Source organism: Streptomyces sp. Isolate_45 (assembly GCF_024721315.2).
In the GTDB taxonomy this organism is placed as follows: domain Bacteria; phylum Actinomycetota; class Actinomycetes; order Streptomycetales; family Streptomycetaceae; genus Streptomyces.
Window position 1 is genome coordinate 1 of sequence record NZ_JANFAK020000110.1, and the last position, 13,906, is coordinate 13,906.

General features: G+C 74.5%; 15 protein-coding genes and 2 pseudogenes. 10 read left to right on the forward strand and 7 right to left on the reverse strand.

Annotation, left to right across the window (positions count from 1 at the left end; all coding sequences use genetic code 11):
* The coding region (locus tag NOD94_RS28660; RefSeq protein ID WP_281209034.1) for a BTAD domain-containing putative transcriptional regulator at positions 1-820 on the reverse strand (820 nt) is incomplete at its 3' end.
* 163 nt (positions 821-983) lie between these two features.
* Here NOD94_RS28660 and NOD94_RS28665 point away from each other — a divergent pair.
* From NOD94_RS28665 to NOD94_RS28675, 3 genes are all read left to right on the forward strand, one after another.
* Positions 984-1,871: an NAD(P)-binding domain-containing protein gene (locus NOD94_RS28665; RefSeq protein ID WP_281209035.1), complete on the forward strand. Its 888-nt coding sequence runs from the start codon at positions 984-986 to the stop codon at positions 1,869-1,871.
* 145 nt (positions 1,872-2,016) lie between these two features.
* The gene (locus NOD94_RS28670) at positions 2,017-3,432 is read left to right on the forward strand and encodes an SWIM zinc finger family protein (RefSeq protein ID WP_281209036.1); all 1,416 of its coding nucleotides are present in this window, start codon (positions 2,017-2,019) and stop codon (positions 3,430-3,432) included.
* On the forward strand, positions 3,429-6,062 hold the full coding sequence (locus NOD94_RS28675) for a DUF6493 family protein (protein ID WP_281209037.1): 2,634 nt from the start codon (positions 3,429-3,431) through the stop codon (positions 6,060-6,062). Before NOD94_RS28670 ends, NOD94_RS28675 begins: the two co-directional genes overlap by 4 nt.
* Before the next feature lie 45 nt (positions 6,063-6,107).
* Here the strand turns inward: NOD94_RS28675 and NOD94_RS28680 are convergent, their stop codons facing one another.
* The gene (locus tag NOD94_RS28680) at positions 6,108-6,524 is read right to left on the reverse strand and encodes a hypothetical protein (RefSeq protein ID WP_281209038.1); all 417 of its coding nucleotides are present in this window, start codon (positions 6,522-6,524) and stop codon (positions 6,108-6,110) included.
* A gap of 193 nt (positions 6,525-6,717) precedes the next feature.
* Here NOD94_RS28680 and NOD94_RS28685 point away from each other — a divergent pair, with 193 nt between their 5' ends.
* Positions 6,718-7,143 carry a hypothetical protein gene (locus tag NOD94_RS28685; protein ID WP_281209039.1) on the forward strand — a complete coding sequence of 142 codons (426 nt, stop codon included), beginning with the start codon at positions 6,718-6,720 and terminating at the stop codon, positions 7,141-7,143.
* Between the two features lie 272 nt (positions 7,144-7,415).
* Complete coding sequence (locus tag NOD94_RS28690; protein ID WP_281209040.1) at positions 7,416-7,928, forward strand: hypothetical protein; 513 nt, start codon at positions 7,416-7,418, stop codon at positions 7,926-7,928.
* Here the strand turns inward: NOD94_RS28690 and NOD94_RS28695 are convergent.
* Positions 7,910-8,878 carry an AraC family transcriptional regulator gene (locus tag NOD94_RS28695; RefSeq protein ID WP_281209041.1) on the reverse strand — a complete coding sequence of 323 codons (969 nt, stop codon included), beginning with the start codon at positions 8,876-8,878 and terminating at the stop codon, positions 7,910-7,912. The two genes, NOD94_RS28690 and NOD94_RS28695, sit on opposite strands and share 19 nt — an antisense overlap.
* Positions 8,879-9,006: 128 nt before the next feature.
* Here NOD94_RS28695 and NOD94_RS28700 point away from each other — a divergent pair, with 128 nt between their 5' ends.
* Entirely contained in the window at positions 9,007-9,846 is an 840-nt protein-coding gene (locus NOD94_RS28700; RefSeq protein ID WP_281209042.1) for an NAD(P)H-binding protein, read from the forward strand.
* A 24-nt stretch (positions 9,847-9,870) separates the two neighbouring features.
* On the opposite strand, the gene NOD94_RS28705 is transcribed toward NOD94_RS28700, so the two are convergent.
* Positions 9,871-10,407 carry a GNAT family N-acetyltransferase gene (locus NOD94_RS28705; RefSeq protein ID WP_281209043.1) on the reverse strand — a complete coding sequence of 179 codons (537 nt, stop codon included), beginning with the start codon at positions 10,405-10,407 and terminating at the stop codon, positions 9,871-9,873.
* Between the two features lie 111 nt (positions 10,408-10,518).
* Between NOD94_RS28705 and NOD94_RS28710 the strand changes: the two are divergent.
* Positions 10,519-10,623 (forward strand): annotated as a pseudogene (locus tag NOD94_RS28710) (GNAT family N-acetyltransferase); the annotation flags it as partial.
* A gap of 7 nt (positions 10,624-10,630) precedes the next feature.
* Here NOD94_RS28710 and NOD94_RS28715 read toward each other — a convergent pair.
* From NOD94_RS28715 to NOD94_RS28725, 3 genes are all read right to left on the reverse strand, one after another.
* Positions 10,631-11,224, reverse strand: coding sequence for an NAD(P)H-dependent oxidoreductase (locus NOD94_RS28715; RefSeq protein WP_281209044.1), 594 nt, complete (start codon positions 11,222-11,224; stop codon positions 10,631-10,633).
* Between the two features lie 187 nt (positions 11,225-11,411).
* Entirely contained in the window at positions 11,412-11,615 is a 204-nt protein-coding gene (locus NOD94_RS28720) for a cold-shock protein (RefSeq protein ID WP_281209045.1), read from the reverse strand.
* A 159-nt stretch (positions 11,616-11,774) separates the two neighbouring features.
* A complete protein-coding gene (locus NOD94_RS28725) occupies positions 11,775-11,912 on the reverse strand; it encodes a hypothetical protein (RefSeq protein WP_281209046.1) in 138 nt (45 codons plus the stop codon).
* 131 nt (positions 11,913-12,043) lie between these two features.
* Between NOD94_RS28725 and NOD94_RS28730 the strand changes: the two are divergent.
* The 3 genes and pseudogenes from NOD94_RS28730 to NOD94_RS28740 all read left to right on the forward strand — a co-directional run.
* Positions 12,044-12,769 (forward strand): annotated as a pseudogene (locus tag NOD94_RS28730) (alpha/beta hydrolase); the annotation flags it as partial.
* 40 nt (positions 12,770-12,809) lie between these two features.
* Positions 12,810-13,148 carry a DoxX family protein gene (locus NOD94_RS28735; protein WP_281209047.1) on the forward strand — a complete coding sequence of 113 codons (339 nt, stop codon included), beginning with the start codon at positions 12,810-12,812 and terminating at the stop codon, positions 13,146-13,148.
* A gap of 84 nt (positions 13,149-13,232) precedes the next feature.
* Entirely contained in the window at positions 13,233-13,847 is a 615-nt protein-coding gene (locus NOD94_RS28740; protein WP_281209048.1) for a GNAT family N-acetyltransferase, read from the forward strand.
* The last annotated feature ends 59 nt before the right edge of the window (positions 13,848-13,906 follow it).

The following is a 13,906-nucleotide window of genomic DNA, read 5'->3' on the forward strand; positions in this document are numbered from 1 at the left end:
CGGCCGCCGGGGCCGGCTCCGGGCTGCTGTCCGTCAGCGGTCCGAAGGTTCGTTCCACATCGGGGGCCTGACGCAGGATCGCCTGTCGCAGTGCCGTCAGGGCGGGGTCGGGGTCCAGGCCCAGGTCGCCGGCCAGCCGGCCGCGCAGTTCCTCGTAGGCGGCCAAGGCGTCGGCCTGCCTGCCCGCCCGGTACAGGGCCCGCAGCTGTACGGCCCGCAGGCGCTCGCGCAGCGGGTGCGCGGCGACCAGTTCGTCCAGCTCGCCGAGGACCGCGTGCTGTTCGCCGAGGTGCACCCGCAGGTCCAGCAGTTCCTCCTGCGCGGCCAGGCGTTCCTCCTCCAGCCGCCCGGCCGCGGCCCGCACCGCCGGATCCCCGGTATGACCCGCGTAGGCCTCCCCGCTCCACAACTCCAGTGCCGCGCCCAGCAGTTCGACCCGTCGTTCGGTGGTCGGCGCCCCGGACCGGGCCCGTGCGAGCAGCCCGGTGAAGCGCTCCGCGTCGAGTTCCCCGGGCTCCAGGCGCAGCCGGTAGCCGCCCTCGCCGTGGACGAGCCGTGCCCTGCCGGCTCCGCCCGGTTCGGCCCGGTCGAGGGCCGCCCGCAGCCGGGAGACCTGCCCCTGGAGGCTCCCGTACGGGTGGACCGGCGGCGCGGCGTCCCGTAGCCCCCACAGGGCGTCGACCAGCCGGTCCTCGGAGACCGGTCTTCCGGGCGCCACGAGCAGCCGGACCAGCAGGGTGCGTGCCTTCGCCCCGGTCACGTTCACCGGTTCCCCGTCCGCAGCCCGGACCGTCAGCGGCCCCAATACCCCCACGCGCATGAAGATCACCCTAATCGCCTCGCGACGACGGCACCCGCTGCCGGCCGGCGGCCGGACCGCCGGCCGACCGGCAGCCGACGTACGGCGAACCGGCAGCGCGGCGCCGCAGGCTGAGCCCCGTTCAGCAGGACACGCACCCGCCGTCTTCGAAGGAGACACCGTCATGACCGCGCAGACCGCCACCCCCAGGACCCCCGTCACCGTGCTCGGCCTGGGCAACCTCGGCCAGGCGCTGGCCGACGCCTTCCTCGCCCAGGGGCATCCCACCACCGTCTGGAACCGGTCGGCGCACAAGGCCGACGGCCCGGTCTCGCGGGGGGCCACCCTCGCGGCCACCGTCGCCGAGGCCGTCGCGGCGTCCGAGCTCGTCGTCGTGACCGTCCTCGACTACGACACGGTCGGTGAGCTGCTGCGTCCGGCCGCCGGGGCCCTCGCCGGGCGCACCCTGGTCAACCTGACCACCGGCACCCCGGGCGCAGCCCGTGACCTCGGCGCGTGGGTCGCGGACCGGCGGGCCGCGTACGTCGACGGCGCCGTCTACGCGGTGCCCCAGACCATCGGCACGGCCGGGGCCTTCGTCCTCTACAGCGGTGACGAAGCGGCCTACCGGCAGCACCGGCCGGCGCTCGACCTGATCGGCGAGGGTGTTTTCGTCGGCACCGCGCCGGACCTGTCCTCCGTCTACGACACCGCTCTGCTCAGCGGCATGTACGGGATGTTCTCGGGCTTCTTCCAGGCCGTGGCCCTCGCCGGCACGGAGGGGATCGAGGCGGCCGCGGTGACCTCGCAGCTGGTGCGGTGGTTGACGGCCGCCGCCGAGGCCCTGCCGGCCTTCGCGGAGGAGATCGACCGGGGCGAGTACGAGACCACGACCTCCAACCTGGAGATCAACGCGGTGGGCCTGCGCAACATCCTGGCCACGACCGAGGCGCAGGGCCTGTCCACCGACCTCCTCGCACCGCTCCAGCGGCTGTTCGACGACCAGGTCGACTCCGGTCACGCCGCCTCCAGTCTGTCCCGCGCCATCGAGTCCCTGCGCGCCGGCCGCTGAGCCCGGCCGTCGCCCGCCGGCCCCGGGCCGGCGGGGGCGGTCGTGCGCGGAAGGCCGGGGCGCGGAAGGCCGTCGTGGGGGGCCGTCGTGGGGGCCGCGCCGTCGTCGGAGGGCGTTGTCAGTGGGGCCGCCTAGCGTCTCGGACATGACGCGGACCGCACATACCTTCGCCTACGCACGCCCCTCCTCGCTGACCGCCGCCGAGGTGGGTCAGGCCCTCGACCTGGAGACGGCGGGGGGTCTCACCCCCACCGGGGCCGATGCCCATCCCCAGTTCTTCTCCGGGTTCCTGAGTGCGCCTCAGGCGGCCGCGCGGGCGTTGCTCGCCGTCGCGGACGTGGCCGCGGCCCGCTACCACCTGCGCACCCTGCGCGCCTCGCTCGACCCGGTCGTCACCGGCAACGGCGACCGGCTGCGCTTCGAGTCCTTCTCCGGGTGCTGCGGCGTGTACGCCCGGCTGGACGTGCTGCCGGAGGGTCTGCGCGGCGCCGACACCGGCCACGGCACGACCAACGTCGACGTCAACAACCCGCTGCGCGAGGCGTTGTCACGGCTGAGCGGTGACGACCCGCTGCACCTGCGGGTCGGCCCCGACGAGATGGCGGTGACCACCCTCGACGGGCCGGTCGTCGAGAAGAAGGTGCCGCTGCCGGAGCGCTGGCTGCGCGGCTTCGCCGAGTCCCAGGCCGTCACCACCGGCTTCGACCTGCGCGCCGAACTGAACGCCGCCGAGACGACGCGCTTCCTGCGGTCCCTGCCGCGCACCGCGGTCGGCGGCGGGGCCGCGAGCGGCGCCCTGTGGGTGGTTCCCGCGGGCCGTACGCTGCGCCCCACCACCCGGCCGGTGCCCGGAGCGGTCTGCCTGCCCGGCCCGGAACGTCTCGCCGCCCTCCAGCGCGTGCTGCGGCACGCCACGGGCCTGCGCGTGTACGGTCCCGCGCCGGCCGGGGCCAACCCCACCGCCTCCGCCTGGGAGGTGGGGCTGCCCGGGATGCGTCTGACGCTCACCCTGTCGCCGGAGGCCGACCGCGGGTTCTCCGGTGAGGGCGGCGTCCTGGAGGCACTCGCGACCGACGCGGCGGCCGAGGACGCCGAGTTGGTCTCCGTCCTGCTCGCCTGGGAGCCCCGCATCGATCCGGCCGACCTCGCCGAGCAGTCGGGGCTGCCCGTGGACCGCGTACGGGCCGCGCTGACCCGCCTCGGGACGGCCGGTCGGGTCGGGTACGACATCGCCGAGGCCGCCTGGTTCCACCGTGAACTCCCCTACGACGCCCGGCGCGCCGAACGGCACAACCCGCGGCTGGTGGCCGCCCGGGCCCTGCTGGAGGCGGGCGCGGTCACCCTGGAGCGTGCCGGCACCGCCGTGGTGGCTTCCGGTGAACGCCACTACCAGGTGCGCGAGTCGGGCGGCGCGCTCAGTTGCACCTGCCAGTGGTGGGCCGACTACCGGGGCCGCCGCGGCCCCTGCAAGCACGCCCTCGCCACCCGGATGGCCCTGCGGGCCGCCTCCACCACCTCCGCCGACTCCCCCTCCCCCGCCATCTCCGGAGCCACACGATGAACGCCACCGACGAGGTCCTCGAAACCGTACGGGCCGGCCGGGCCGCCGCGCTGCCGGGACTCCTCAAACCGCTGGAACCCGCGCAGCGCAAGGTGTTGCTCGTCGCGCTGAAGGAGTTGCGGCGCGAGCTGCGGGCCTCGCGCTGGGAGCGCTGGCAGGACCGGGACCTGATGAGTCCGGCCCTGGTCGTCGCGGGCGCCGGCTGCGTCACGGGGGCGGCGGCCGCGGCCGCCTGGATCGGCGCCGCCGATCTGCGCCGGTGGCGGCCGGAGCCGCTGACCGCCGCGTTGCTCGACGTACTGGCCGGCCGGGATCCGAAGTGGCTCGGCGACCTCGCGCACCGGCTGGCCGCCCGGGCCGCGACCGCCGAGCAGGACTACCCGCTGATCAGCGAACTCGTCCGGCTCGCCGGCTGTCCGATGCCCACCACCGACGGCTGCGTCGAGGGCTGGGCGGCGGCCGTGGGGGCCTCCCGTTCCCCGCTCGTGGACGCCCTGCGCCGGGACCCGCACGTCACCGTGCTCGTCCCGCGGCTGTTCGAGACCGCCGAACCGATCCGGGCCCTCACCCCGGGCTGGAACTCGGGCGGTCCCGGCCGGTGGCCGACCGCGCTGGCCGCCCTGGCCGACGAGGGGTGCGTGGGCCGGTCCGTCCTCCTGGACGGGTGCGCCGCCCGGCTGGTGCGCGGCGGGAAGCCCGCCCAGCTGGGGCCCTACCAGGCGATCCTGGAGGCACTCGGCCCGACGGCCGAGGAGGAGCGGGAGCGGGCCGCCGACTGGATCGCGCTGGCCTCCGACGCCCCGTCCACCGTCGCCGGGTACGCCCAGCGGATCCTCGGCCGGGTCGCCGCGGCGGGTGGACTGACGCCGCGCATGCTCGCCGAGATGTCGGCGGCCGTCCTGTTCCGCCCCGAGAAGAAGTTGGTCCGCGCGCAGCTCGTGCTGATCGGCAGGGAACTCACCCGCGACGCCGGCTCCGCGCCCGAGGTGCTGCCGGAGCTCGCCGAGGCCTTCGGGCACCCGGACACCGACATCCAGGAGCGGGCGTTGAAGCTGGTCGCCGCCCACCTCACCGACGATCCCGAGCTGCGTGCCGAGCTGGCCGACCGGGCGCTGTCGCTGAGTCCGGCCCACCGGGCCCGGGCGGTGGAGGTCTTCGGGTGCGGCGCCGCACCCGCCGGGGAACCCGACCCGTACGAGGAGATCCTGCCGCCGGCGGCGGCGCCGGCGCCGCTCGCCCCGACCCCGGAGACGGTCGCCGAGACCGTGGAACTCGTCGCGGCCGTCGTCAACTCCCGTACCGCCGGCGTCGAGGAGTTCGAGCGCGCCCTGGACGGGCTGGTGCGGCACGCGCACCGGGACCGGGCGGGCCTGGCCGAGGCGCTGCGGCCGGCCCTGGCGGGCCGCTGGTGGCTCGATCCGGAACAGGCCCGCTACTACTCCCACGAACTGCCGGGCCTGGAACACGTCGCCGCCGCCGTACTGGACGCGCGGCCCACGGGAACGCCGGGGCAGACGCTCGCGTCGTGGCGCAGCGACTGCCACCACACCGCGCTGCGCGCCGTCGTCCACGCACGCGTGGTCGAGGCCGCGCGGGGCGTCGCCTCCGGGACGCTGCCGTTCCTGCTGGCCACGCCCACCGTGGAGACGGGCTCGTTGGACGCCCGCGTGCTGGTCGCGCGGCTGGCCGAGTACGGCCGGCTGGGCGCGGAACCCGCCCCGGCGGACTACGCCCAGGCCCTGCTGCGGGTACGTCGGGACGCGGCCGTGATCCCCGAGGCCGCTGCCCTGGGCACGCCCGCGGGTGACCGGCTGGCCTCCTGGCTGGGCGCCGCCGGGGAGCCGGTGGCCGTCGCCCGTCGTACCGCGCCGGGCGTGCGGTACCCGTACGGCGGCGGGACCCCCGAGCGGCTGGTCGTGGACACCGGGGAGCGGACGACCGTCCTGCGCGAGTTCCCGCATCGGTTCCACGAACTGGCCGGTGCCCGTGAGTCGGGCGACCGCTGCTGGGACGGTGGCGATGACGCCGGCCTGATCGCGGTCCTGCCCGAGGACCGGGAGACCCTGGCCGCCTGGTGGCTGCCCTTCGTCACGGCCGGGTCCGTCCACGAGCAGCGCGGGGGCGCGGTCGCGCTGCCCCTGCTCGCCGGGGCCGGTGGGCCCGCGGGCCCGGCCCTGCACCTGGCGGTCGCCACGGGGCTGGGCGCCCGGCATCCCGAGGACCGGTTGAGGGCCGTGGACGCCCTCCTCACCCTCGCGGCGGCGGGCGATCTGGACGCCGTACGCCTCGGCGGTGACCTGGCCGAGCTGATCGGCCTGGGCACCGTCAAGCCGAACCGGCTCGCCGACTCGGTGGGCACCGCCGCCGCGACGGGCGCCCACGCGACGACCTGGGCCGTACTGGCGGCCGCACTGCCCGCGCTGCTCACGGGGGCGGCCGATCCGCGCGGTGCCGGGGACCTGCTGGCGACGGCCGCCGAGTGCGTGGAGCAGTCCGGCGTGGTGGCGCCCGAACCGGCCGGGCTGGCAGAGGTCGCGGCCCGGGGCGGCAAGTCACGCCTGGTCACGCAGGCGGCCCGGCTGCGCGACGCCCTCCGCCGCAACGAGGAGGGGACGGCTCCGGTCAGCTGAACGGCCACCCGGTGGCCCGTGGTGGGGCCTGGTGTGGGGCCTTCCTCAGCGGGAGCCCGATCCCCCGATCACGGCGGCCAACAGTTCCATGGCGGCGGGGTCGCATCCGATGAGGACGGCGGCCCCACCGTCCCGGACCTCGGCCACCTTCCAGCCGCGCTGCACCAGCCGGTGGTCGGTGCGCTCCCGGGGACGGATCCTGACCAGTTCCATCCGGTCCGTCGGGACGGGACCGCGATGGATCTCCGGGAACTCCGTAGGTGTGAGGTGCAGCGTGGTGGGCGCGGCCCACAGGAACACCAAGGTCGTGTCCCGGCAGTAGGGGCGCTCCCCGAGCACGCAGGCGACGAAGCCGACCTCCCTTCCCTCCCCGAACCGCCGGCCCCGCTCCTCGGCCTGCCTCCGCACGTGTCCCCGCGTCAGCAGGGACCCGAGGAGGAGCTCCAACAGAAGACCCGGCATGGCCGCCCCCTTGCCTCCCCATGAAGGGGATGTTGCGAGTCCAACTCCTGTTTGTCCGGGCGTGGTTGCATACGATTGAATGCCGCCGCGCGGCAGGATGCGGGGGACGGGACCCGCACGCGGACCGGACCACGACGTTGCGGCCCGCCCACCTCCGCCGTCCAGCAGAAGTCGAACAAAGGAAGCCGGCCGCATGGCAGAGAACAGCGCTCCCGTTCCTCCGAGGGGCCGCATCGGCGTCACCTATACCGAGATAGCCGCGCACTACGGGATGAGCGCCCGCTACATCTCCGAGAACCCCCGGTGGGGCCGGCACGCGCGCTGGCCGGAGAGCACCGGCAAGCGCGGCCGGAACAAGGAGTTCGACCCGGCCGCCGTCGCCGCCTTCTTCAGCGAACACCACATCCGCGAGACCGCCCAGCTCGATCCCGACCGCATGTACACCGTGGTCGAGATCGCCGCGGCGGCCAACCTGCAGCCCGACACCGTCAGGTCCGACATCAGTCGCGGCCGGTGGCCCGCGCCCGACCAGTGGGACGAGGGCGAGACGAAGCTGTGGCGGGGCGACACCGTCCGCGCGCACCTGTCCGCCCGCCGGACCTACCGCCGGGCCGGGTAGCGCACCCGCCGTACCGGCCGGCGCGGGGCCGCGCCGCGGTCGAAGGGCCGGGGCCGCCGGGCGGATGGCGCGGCGGGGCCGTCACTGCGGGCTGCGTGCTCGCGGGGCTCTGGTCGAGATCGGCGGCAGCCTTGAGGGTCTCACCCGCAAGTCGAAGCGTCTCGCCCTGAGCGACACGTGATCCACGGAACGTGGTGGCGGTGTCAGCTGATGCGGGTGCGGCACATCTGGGGGAGGCTGGGTGTGATCGGTCGCAGGGCGAGGAGGGTGTCGTGGACGTTTCGGTGGACGGCCGCAGGCCCGCCCGCGCAATCGGGTTCCGGGCACGGCACCGCGCACGGTACGGATTGCGGACGGCCCTCGTGGCGTGCGCCGCGGCGGCCCTCGTCGCGGGCGCCGTACCGGCCTCCGCGCAGATCACCCCGGCGCAGATCACCCCGGTCCCTGATCCCGTCGTGGTCGTCGACTGCTTCGACCAGGCCCAGGTGCGGCCCGAGGAGTACCTGCTCGCCTGCGGCGACGGGAACAACCGCCTCGTCGACCTGCACTGGAAGACCTGGGGATCGAACACCGCGACGGCCACCGGCACGGACATGGTGAACGACTGCCGCCCCTACTGCGCGGCGGGCCGTTTCCGCCCGTACCCGGTGACGGTGACCCTGGCCAACCCGGAGCGCTGGCCCGACCACCCCGACCTGGACCGCTTCACGACGCTCCGGATCCTCTACACCGACGAGGCGCCGCACCCGGTCCCGAAGGACTCGACCTACCGGCTGGTGTACTGACGACCCTGCCGGACGGCGGCACGGTGCTCGCTGGGACGGGTCCCGTGGACACGTTGGAACGCCACGCTCAGGCCGAAGGCGCTGCGGTAGCCGACCTGCCGGGCGATGGATTCCACGGTGGCGTCGGTGCGGGCCAGGAGGTCGGCGGCCAGGGCGAGGCGCCAACCGGCCAGGTAGGCCATGGGCGGCCGCCCGACGAGTTCACCGAAGCGGCGGGCGAACGTCGCACGTGACACCCCGGCTTCCTCCGCGAGTGCGGCCACGGTCCAGGGACGTGCGGGACGGTCGTGCATGAGGCGCAGCGCCTTCCCCGCGACGGGGTCGCCGAGGGCGCGGTACCAGCCGGGCGGATCGGATTCCGGGCAGGCGAACCATTCCCGGAGGGTAGCGAGCAGGAGCAGGTCCAGCAGCCGGTCGAGGACCGCCTGTTGTCCGGGGTCGTCCCGACCGACCTCCAGGGCGGTGAGTTCCAGGATCGGTCCGGGCTCGCCGTCGTGGCGTACGACGAGGACCCGGGGCAGGGCGCTCAGCAGCCGTTCGGAGACGCTGCCGCCGACCTGGTAGCTGCCGGTCAGCAGGACGTGCGGGCCGTCCGCGGTGTTCCCGCAGGTACGCAGGCCCAGGATGACGTCGTCGCGGACTTCCTCGCCGTCGGCCGTGGTGCAGTGGTCGGGGCCGTGCCGTACGTAGAGGGGGCGGGCCGCCGGATCGGGCTCGTCGGCGATGGTGAACGGCTCCGGGCCGACGACGACGGCCACGTCGCCCTCCGCGAGGGCCACGGGCCCGTCGCCGTCGCCGGGGAGGATCCAGCCGGATCCCCGGAGCATGGTGAGGAGGGTGAGGGGGGTCCGGTCCGCGAACCTGACCGACCAGGGCGGGGCCAGGACGTTCCGGCTGAACAGCGCGCCGTCCGACCGCACTTCGTAGAGCAGGCTTGCGAGTGCGTCCATGCGGCGAGCCTAGGGCCTGTCCTCTGACTCCCGTCCGTTCCCGCACCGCCGGCCTGCTGAGACGCCGGAACATCGATGTGAGCGGGGGAACCATTCCACCGCTCACCAGGACCGGTTTGACTGCTCGCATGACGAAGCAGCAGCAGGTCCTGGTTCTCGGCGGTACGGGAAAGACGGGTCGCCGTGTGGTCGCGCGTCTCGCGGAGCGCGGCCACGAGGTACGGGTGGGCTCCCGGAAGGGGCCCGCGCCCTTCGACTGGAACGATGTGAACACCTGGGAGCGGGCACTGGAGGGCGTCGACGCGGCGTACCTGGTCGACTCGCAGCTCGCCGACGCGGCGACGTCGATGCGGTCCTTCGCCGAGCTGGCCGTGTCCCGCGGGGTGCGGCGGCTGGTGCTGTTGTCCGCCCGGGACTGGGTCGTGCCGGACGGTGAGGAGAAGCTGCCCTGTGAGCGGGCGGTGCGGGAGTCCGGTGCCGAGTGGACGGTCCTGAAGCCCGCCTGGTTCGCGCAGAACTTCAGCGAGGACCCGTTCTTCCGGGCGCAGGTCCTCGCCGGTGAGGTGGTGATGTCGACCGGGGAGGGCAGCGAGCCGTTCGTCGACGCCGACGACATCGCCGACGTCGCCGTGGCCGCGCTCACCGAGGACGGTCACACCGGCCGGTCCTACGCGCTGACCGGGCCGCGGCCGGTGCCGCTGCGCGAGGTGACCGGGGCAATCGCCCGGGCCACCGGCCGGAGCATCGTCCACCGTCCCGTCTCCCCGGAGGACTTCGCAACGTACGCCGCGGAGCGGCACGGGCTGCCCGCGGACTACGTGGACCTGTTGAACACGCTCTACGGCTGGATCGGTGACGATCTGTTCGCCGAGCCGGCCGACGGGGTGCGGCAGGCGCTCGGCCGCGCGCCCCGTGACTTCTCCGCGTACGTCACGTCCACCGCCGGCACCGGGGTGTGGCACGGCTGACGGTGCCTCGGCCGGAGGGGGAGGTCAAGGGTAGGGCCAGTCGGCGTCGACGAAGCCCATCTTGCGGTTCATCGCGATGGCGTTCGTGTTGGCCGGGTGGTGGACGGTACGGATCTGGCGCACCCCGTGCAGTCCGGCGAAGCGCGTGCCGATCGTCTTCATGGCGATGGACAGGCCGCGGCCCCGGTAGCCGGCCAGGACTCCGGTCATCTCGTTGAAGAGGTGGCCGTCGTGGTGGGACGTCGCGGCCATCCCCACCCAGGTGTCGCCGTCCAAGGCGACGACGATGCCGCGCGGGTCGTAGGAGGGGGTGTCGAAGCGGCGTCCGAGGTACTCGTCGAACGTGTGGAACTCGCCCCGTTCCGGGATGTCGGCGGAACAGGTCCTGTTCAGTTCGTACAGCGCCCTGCGGTGCACCGGGGTGTCCGCCAGCTCGTCGAACGTGGTCAGCCGGATGCCCTGGGTGCGGGCCCGCGCCACGTAGGCGCCGAAGCGGCGGGCGTCGAAGGTGTTCAGGTCGAGTGCGAGTTTCACCCACTGGGGGCCGGTCGGTATCGACATGGGTCCATCCAACCGCGCCGGCTCCGCGATGGGGAGGGGAGGGGCGGGTCGCGCGGATGGGCGGGGACGGGCCCGGAGGGAATGGACGGGCCGGGACGGCTCGTCGGCGGCGTCGCGCGGAAGGGCGGGTACGCCTTCGACCGGATCCTGCCCGCGGCGCCGCCCGCCTTCCCGCTCGACGGTCATCTGCACGTGCGCCGCCGCGCGGCGCGCTGAACCGCTGTTACCGCTGTTCGTTCGGGAAGTGCGCGAGGGGTGCCTCGCCCTCGAAGAAGGTCTTGGCGCGGATCATCGCCCGCTCGTCGTCCCGTACCTGGCCGGGGCGCGAGCCGTTGCCGAGGAGGACGCCGCCGAAGCGCATCCGCAGGTAGGCGGCCGTGTTGGTGAGGGTGGTGGTCAGGCCGTCGGCGACGGCCTCGTCGTGGTCCGCCATGGCCGTGACGCCCCACAGGGTGCGGCCCGCCATGCGCCGCTTGAAGTCCAGCTCCGGGACCGCCAGCCAGCCGGACCAGTAGTCGAGGTAGCGCTTGGTGTGGGCGGAGAGGGTGTACCAGTACAGGGGTGAGGCGAGGACTATGTCCGTGGCTTCCAGGGTGGCCCGCCGCAGGGTCTCCTCGTTGTCGCCCACCGTCCAGGTGTCGCCCTCGTGGCGGCCGTCCTGGAAGTCGGGCAGCGGGAGCCGGGCCAGGTCCACCCACTGCTGCGGGACGTCGCCGGGCAGTTGTCCGGCGGCCGTACGGGCGAGGATCTCGGTGTTGCCGTCGGGGCGGGAACTGCCGAGGACGAAGAGGAACGAGCGGGCGGCGTCGGTGGTCATTTCTGCTCCCGTGAGGGCCGATCGGTTGCGGTCGACGCCTCCAACCCCGGTGCCCGCCGCCGGTATTCCGGCGTCCGGGCCGATCCGTCAGGTCCGCCCGGGTACCTCGGGGCCACCGGACGCGCGGGCCGCGGCCCTGTCGCGCAGTGGGTCGGATCCGCCGCCCGGCGGACCCGACCCGGTCGACTCAGAGAGGGCGGACCTGTTCGGCCTGCGGGCCCTTGGGGCCCTGCGAAGTGCTGAACTCGACCCGCTGGTTCTCGTCCAGCGAGCGGTAACCCGAGGAGTCGATCGCGGAGAAGTGCACGAAGACATCGGCGGTGCCGTCGTCCGGGGCGATGAACCCGAACCCCTTCTCCGCGTTGAACCACTTCACAGTCCCCTGAGCCATGCCGTGCCTTCCGTTCGTCGGGGCCTCGCGCTGTCGTCGCGTCCGGCTCCCGCGCTCATTACTCCCCAGCCGTCGGCCGGTAAAACGGGCCGGTTCGCGGCGGGCCGGGACCGCTCGTCGGGGTGGCGGGAACGCGCCGCTCACCCATTCGGCCGACGGTCAGGAATCGGCCGCACTGCCGTACTCGGCGAGGCGGTCGTAGGCCGTTTCCGGGGGGTGGCCGGCGCCGTGGAGGAACGCACGGTCGAAGGCGGCCGGGCCGAGGGCGGTGCGGGCCGCGGCGGTGACGCGGTCCACGTCGGCGCGTTCGGCCGGCGGGAGCGGGGCTCCGGCCCGGCGGCGGGCGGCGTCGGCGGAGCCGAGGAGCGCGGCGGCCGCGGCGGTCCGGTCCGCCCCGGCCAGGGCCGCGGCGATGCGCCGCCGGCGGGTACACGGTGGTGTCCTTCGATCCGCGCGGCCAGTCCCGCAGCCCGCTCGACGGGCCCGCCACCGACCATCGGCCGGCGGACTGGGCGGACGACGCGTACCGGCTGCTGGAACTGCACTCCCCGCACGAGCCGGCGTACGTCCTCGGCTGCAGTGCGGGGGCCGTCGCCGCGCTGGAGCTGCTGGCCCGTCGTCCGGAGCGGGTGCGCCGGGTGGTGGCGCACGAGCCGCCGCTGGTGGAGGTGCTGGAGGATCCCGCGCCGCACCGGGCCCTGTTCCACGGGGTGCGCGAGGTGTTCCGGGCCCGGGGAGCGGCCGCGGCGATGGCCCACCTCGGTGCCGGACTCGGTGAGGGCCCGGACCGGGAGGCGGCCGAACTGCCGCCCGAGGTGCGGGAGATGGCGCCGCGCATGTACGCCAACCTGCCCGTGTTCCTGGAGCACGTCCTGTGCCCGTTCACGTCGAGCGTGCCGGACGTGGCCGCGCTACGGCGGGCCGCGGACCGGCTGGTGTTGGCGGCCGGGCGGGATTCGCGCGCGATGCCCGCCCTGTACGGGCCGGCCCGGAGGCTGGCGGAGCTGACCGGGGCGGGCTTCGCGGAGTTCCCGGGCGGACACGTCGGGTGTACCGAGCACCCGGGCGAGTTCGCGGAGCTGCTGCTGGCGGAACTCGCCCGGAAGAATTGGTTCGGGGCGGCTGTCACATCCGTTCCGTGCGGCGGGTCATAGGGGTGTCCAGCACGACAAGCCCGCCGCCGAGGAGCCCCCGATGTCCACCACCGCCACCGTCGTCACCCTGGTCGCCGCTTTCATGGCCGGTTTCTCCGGCGCCTCCATCTTCTTCGGCGCCAAGTTCACCGTCGAACCCCTCGCCGCGTACGGCGTCCCGCGCGACTGGTGGAACCGGCTCGGCGCCGCCAAGGTCGCCGGCGCTGTGGGTCTCGTGGTGGGCCTGTTCGTCCCCGCCGTCGGCATCGCGGCGGCGATCGGTCTCGTCCTCTACTTCACCGGCGCCGTCATCACCGTCCTGCGCGCCCGCGCCTACGCCCACGTCGCCTTCCCCATGATCTACGCCGCGCCCGCCGTCGCCGTCCTCGCCCTGGTCTGACCGGCCGGCGCGGGGGGCCCCGGACCGTTCCGAAGCGGGGACCCCGTCCCCCTCCTCAAGATCATCGGGTGCAGAATGACCCTTATGCCGATACCAAACGTGCCGAAAACGGCAACGCTCGACGACACGTCCCTGATCAGCCGCACCCTGACCCGGGCCTTCGACGACGACCCGATGATGCGCTGGTTCTTCCCTGACGCCGCCGCGCGGGAGACGGCGCTGGGCCGCTACTTCTCCACCCTCTTCACCCGGCAGTACGTCCACCACGGCGTGTGCGAGCGCACCGACTCGGCGGCCGCGTTCTGGGTGGCGCCGGAGGCCCAGGCCAAGGCCGTGCCCGACGCGGACACCATCCGGGAACTCCGGGACATCCTCGGCGACCGGGCCGAGCTGTTCGGGGCGGCCGTCGAAACGGCCGCCGGGCACACGCCCGGGGAGCCCCACTGGTCCCTGTCGCTCATCGGCGCCGACCCGGCAGCCCAGGGCCGGGGCCACGGAGCCGCCCTCCTGCGCTCGGGCCTCGCCCGGGCCGACGCGTCGGGGCTGCCGGCCTACCTGGAGTCCTCCAAGCCGTCGAACCTCCCCTTCTACGAGCACTTCGGCTTCACGGTCCGCGAGGAGGTCCACCTGCCCGGAGGCGGCCCCACCCTCTGGACGATGTGGCGCGAACCGCACCGACCGGCCGACCTGCCCGTCTGAGACGGTTCACCGACCCGCCGAACCACTTCCGGCGGGTCGACGCCGCAGCCCGACGTACG

Bases quoted from the DNA above. Each gene is read 5' to 3' on its own strand.
- NOD94_RS28675 (WP_281209037.1), top strand. From the start codon at position 3,429: ATGAACGCCACCGACGAGGTCCTCGAAACCGTACGGGCCGGCCGGGCC.
- NOD94_RS28680 (WP_281209038.1), bottom strand. From the start codon at position 6,524: ATGCCGGGTCTTCTGTTGGAGCTCCTCCTCGGGTCCCTGCTGACGCGG.
- NOD94_RS28720 (WP_281209045.1), bottom strand. From the start codon at position 11,615: ATGGCTCAGGGGACTGTGAAGTGGTTCAACGCGGAGAAGGGGTTCGGG.
- NOD94_RS28735 (WP_281209047.1), top strand. From the start codon at position 12,810: ATGTCCACCACCGCCACCGTCGTCACCCTGGTCGCCGCTTTCATGGCC.
- NOD94_RS28700 (WP_281209042.1), top strand. From the start codon at position 9,007: ATGACGAAGCAGCAGCAGGTCCTGGTTCTCGGCGGTACGGGAAAGACG.
- NOD94_RS28695 (WP_281209041.1), bottom strand. From the start codon at position 8,878: ATGGACGCACTCGCAAGCCTGCTCTACGAAGTGCGGTCGGACGGCGCG.
- NOD94_RS28665 (WP_281209035.1), top strand. From the start codon at position 984: ATGACCGCGCAGACCGCCACCCCCAGGACCCCCGTCACCGTGCTCGGC.
- NOD94_RS28705 (WP_281209043.1), bottom strand. From the start codon at position 10,407: ATGTCGATACCGACCGGCCCCCAGTGGGTGAAACTCGCACTCGACCTG.
- NOD94_RS28740 (WP_281209048.1), top strand. From the start codon at position 13,233: ATGCCGATACCAAACGTGCCGAAAACGGCAACGCTCGACGACACGTCC.
- NOD94_RS28715 (WP_281209044.1), bottom strand. From the start codon at position 11,224: ATGACCACCGACGCCGCCCGCTCGTTCCTCTTCGTCCTCGGCAGTTCC.
- NOD94_RS28670 (WP_281209036.1), top strand. From the start codon at position 2,017: ATGACGCGGACCGCACATACCTTCGCCTACGCACGCCCCTCCTCGCTG.
- NOD94_RS28685 (WP_281209039.1), top strand. From the start codon at position 6,718: ATGGCAGAGAACAGCGCTCCCGTTCCTCCGAGGGGCCGCATCGGCGTC.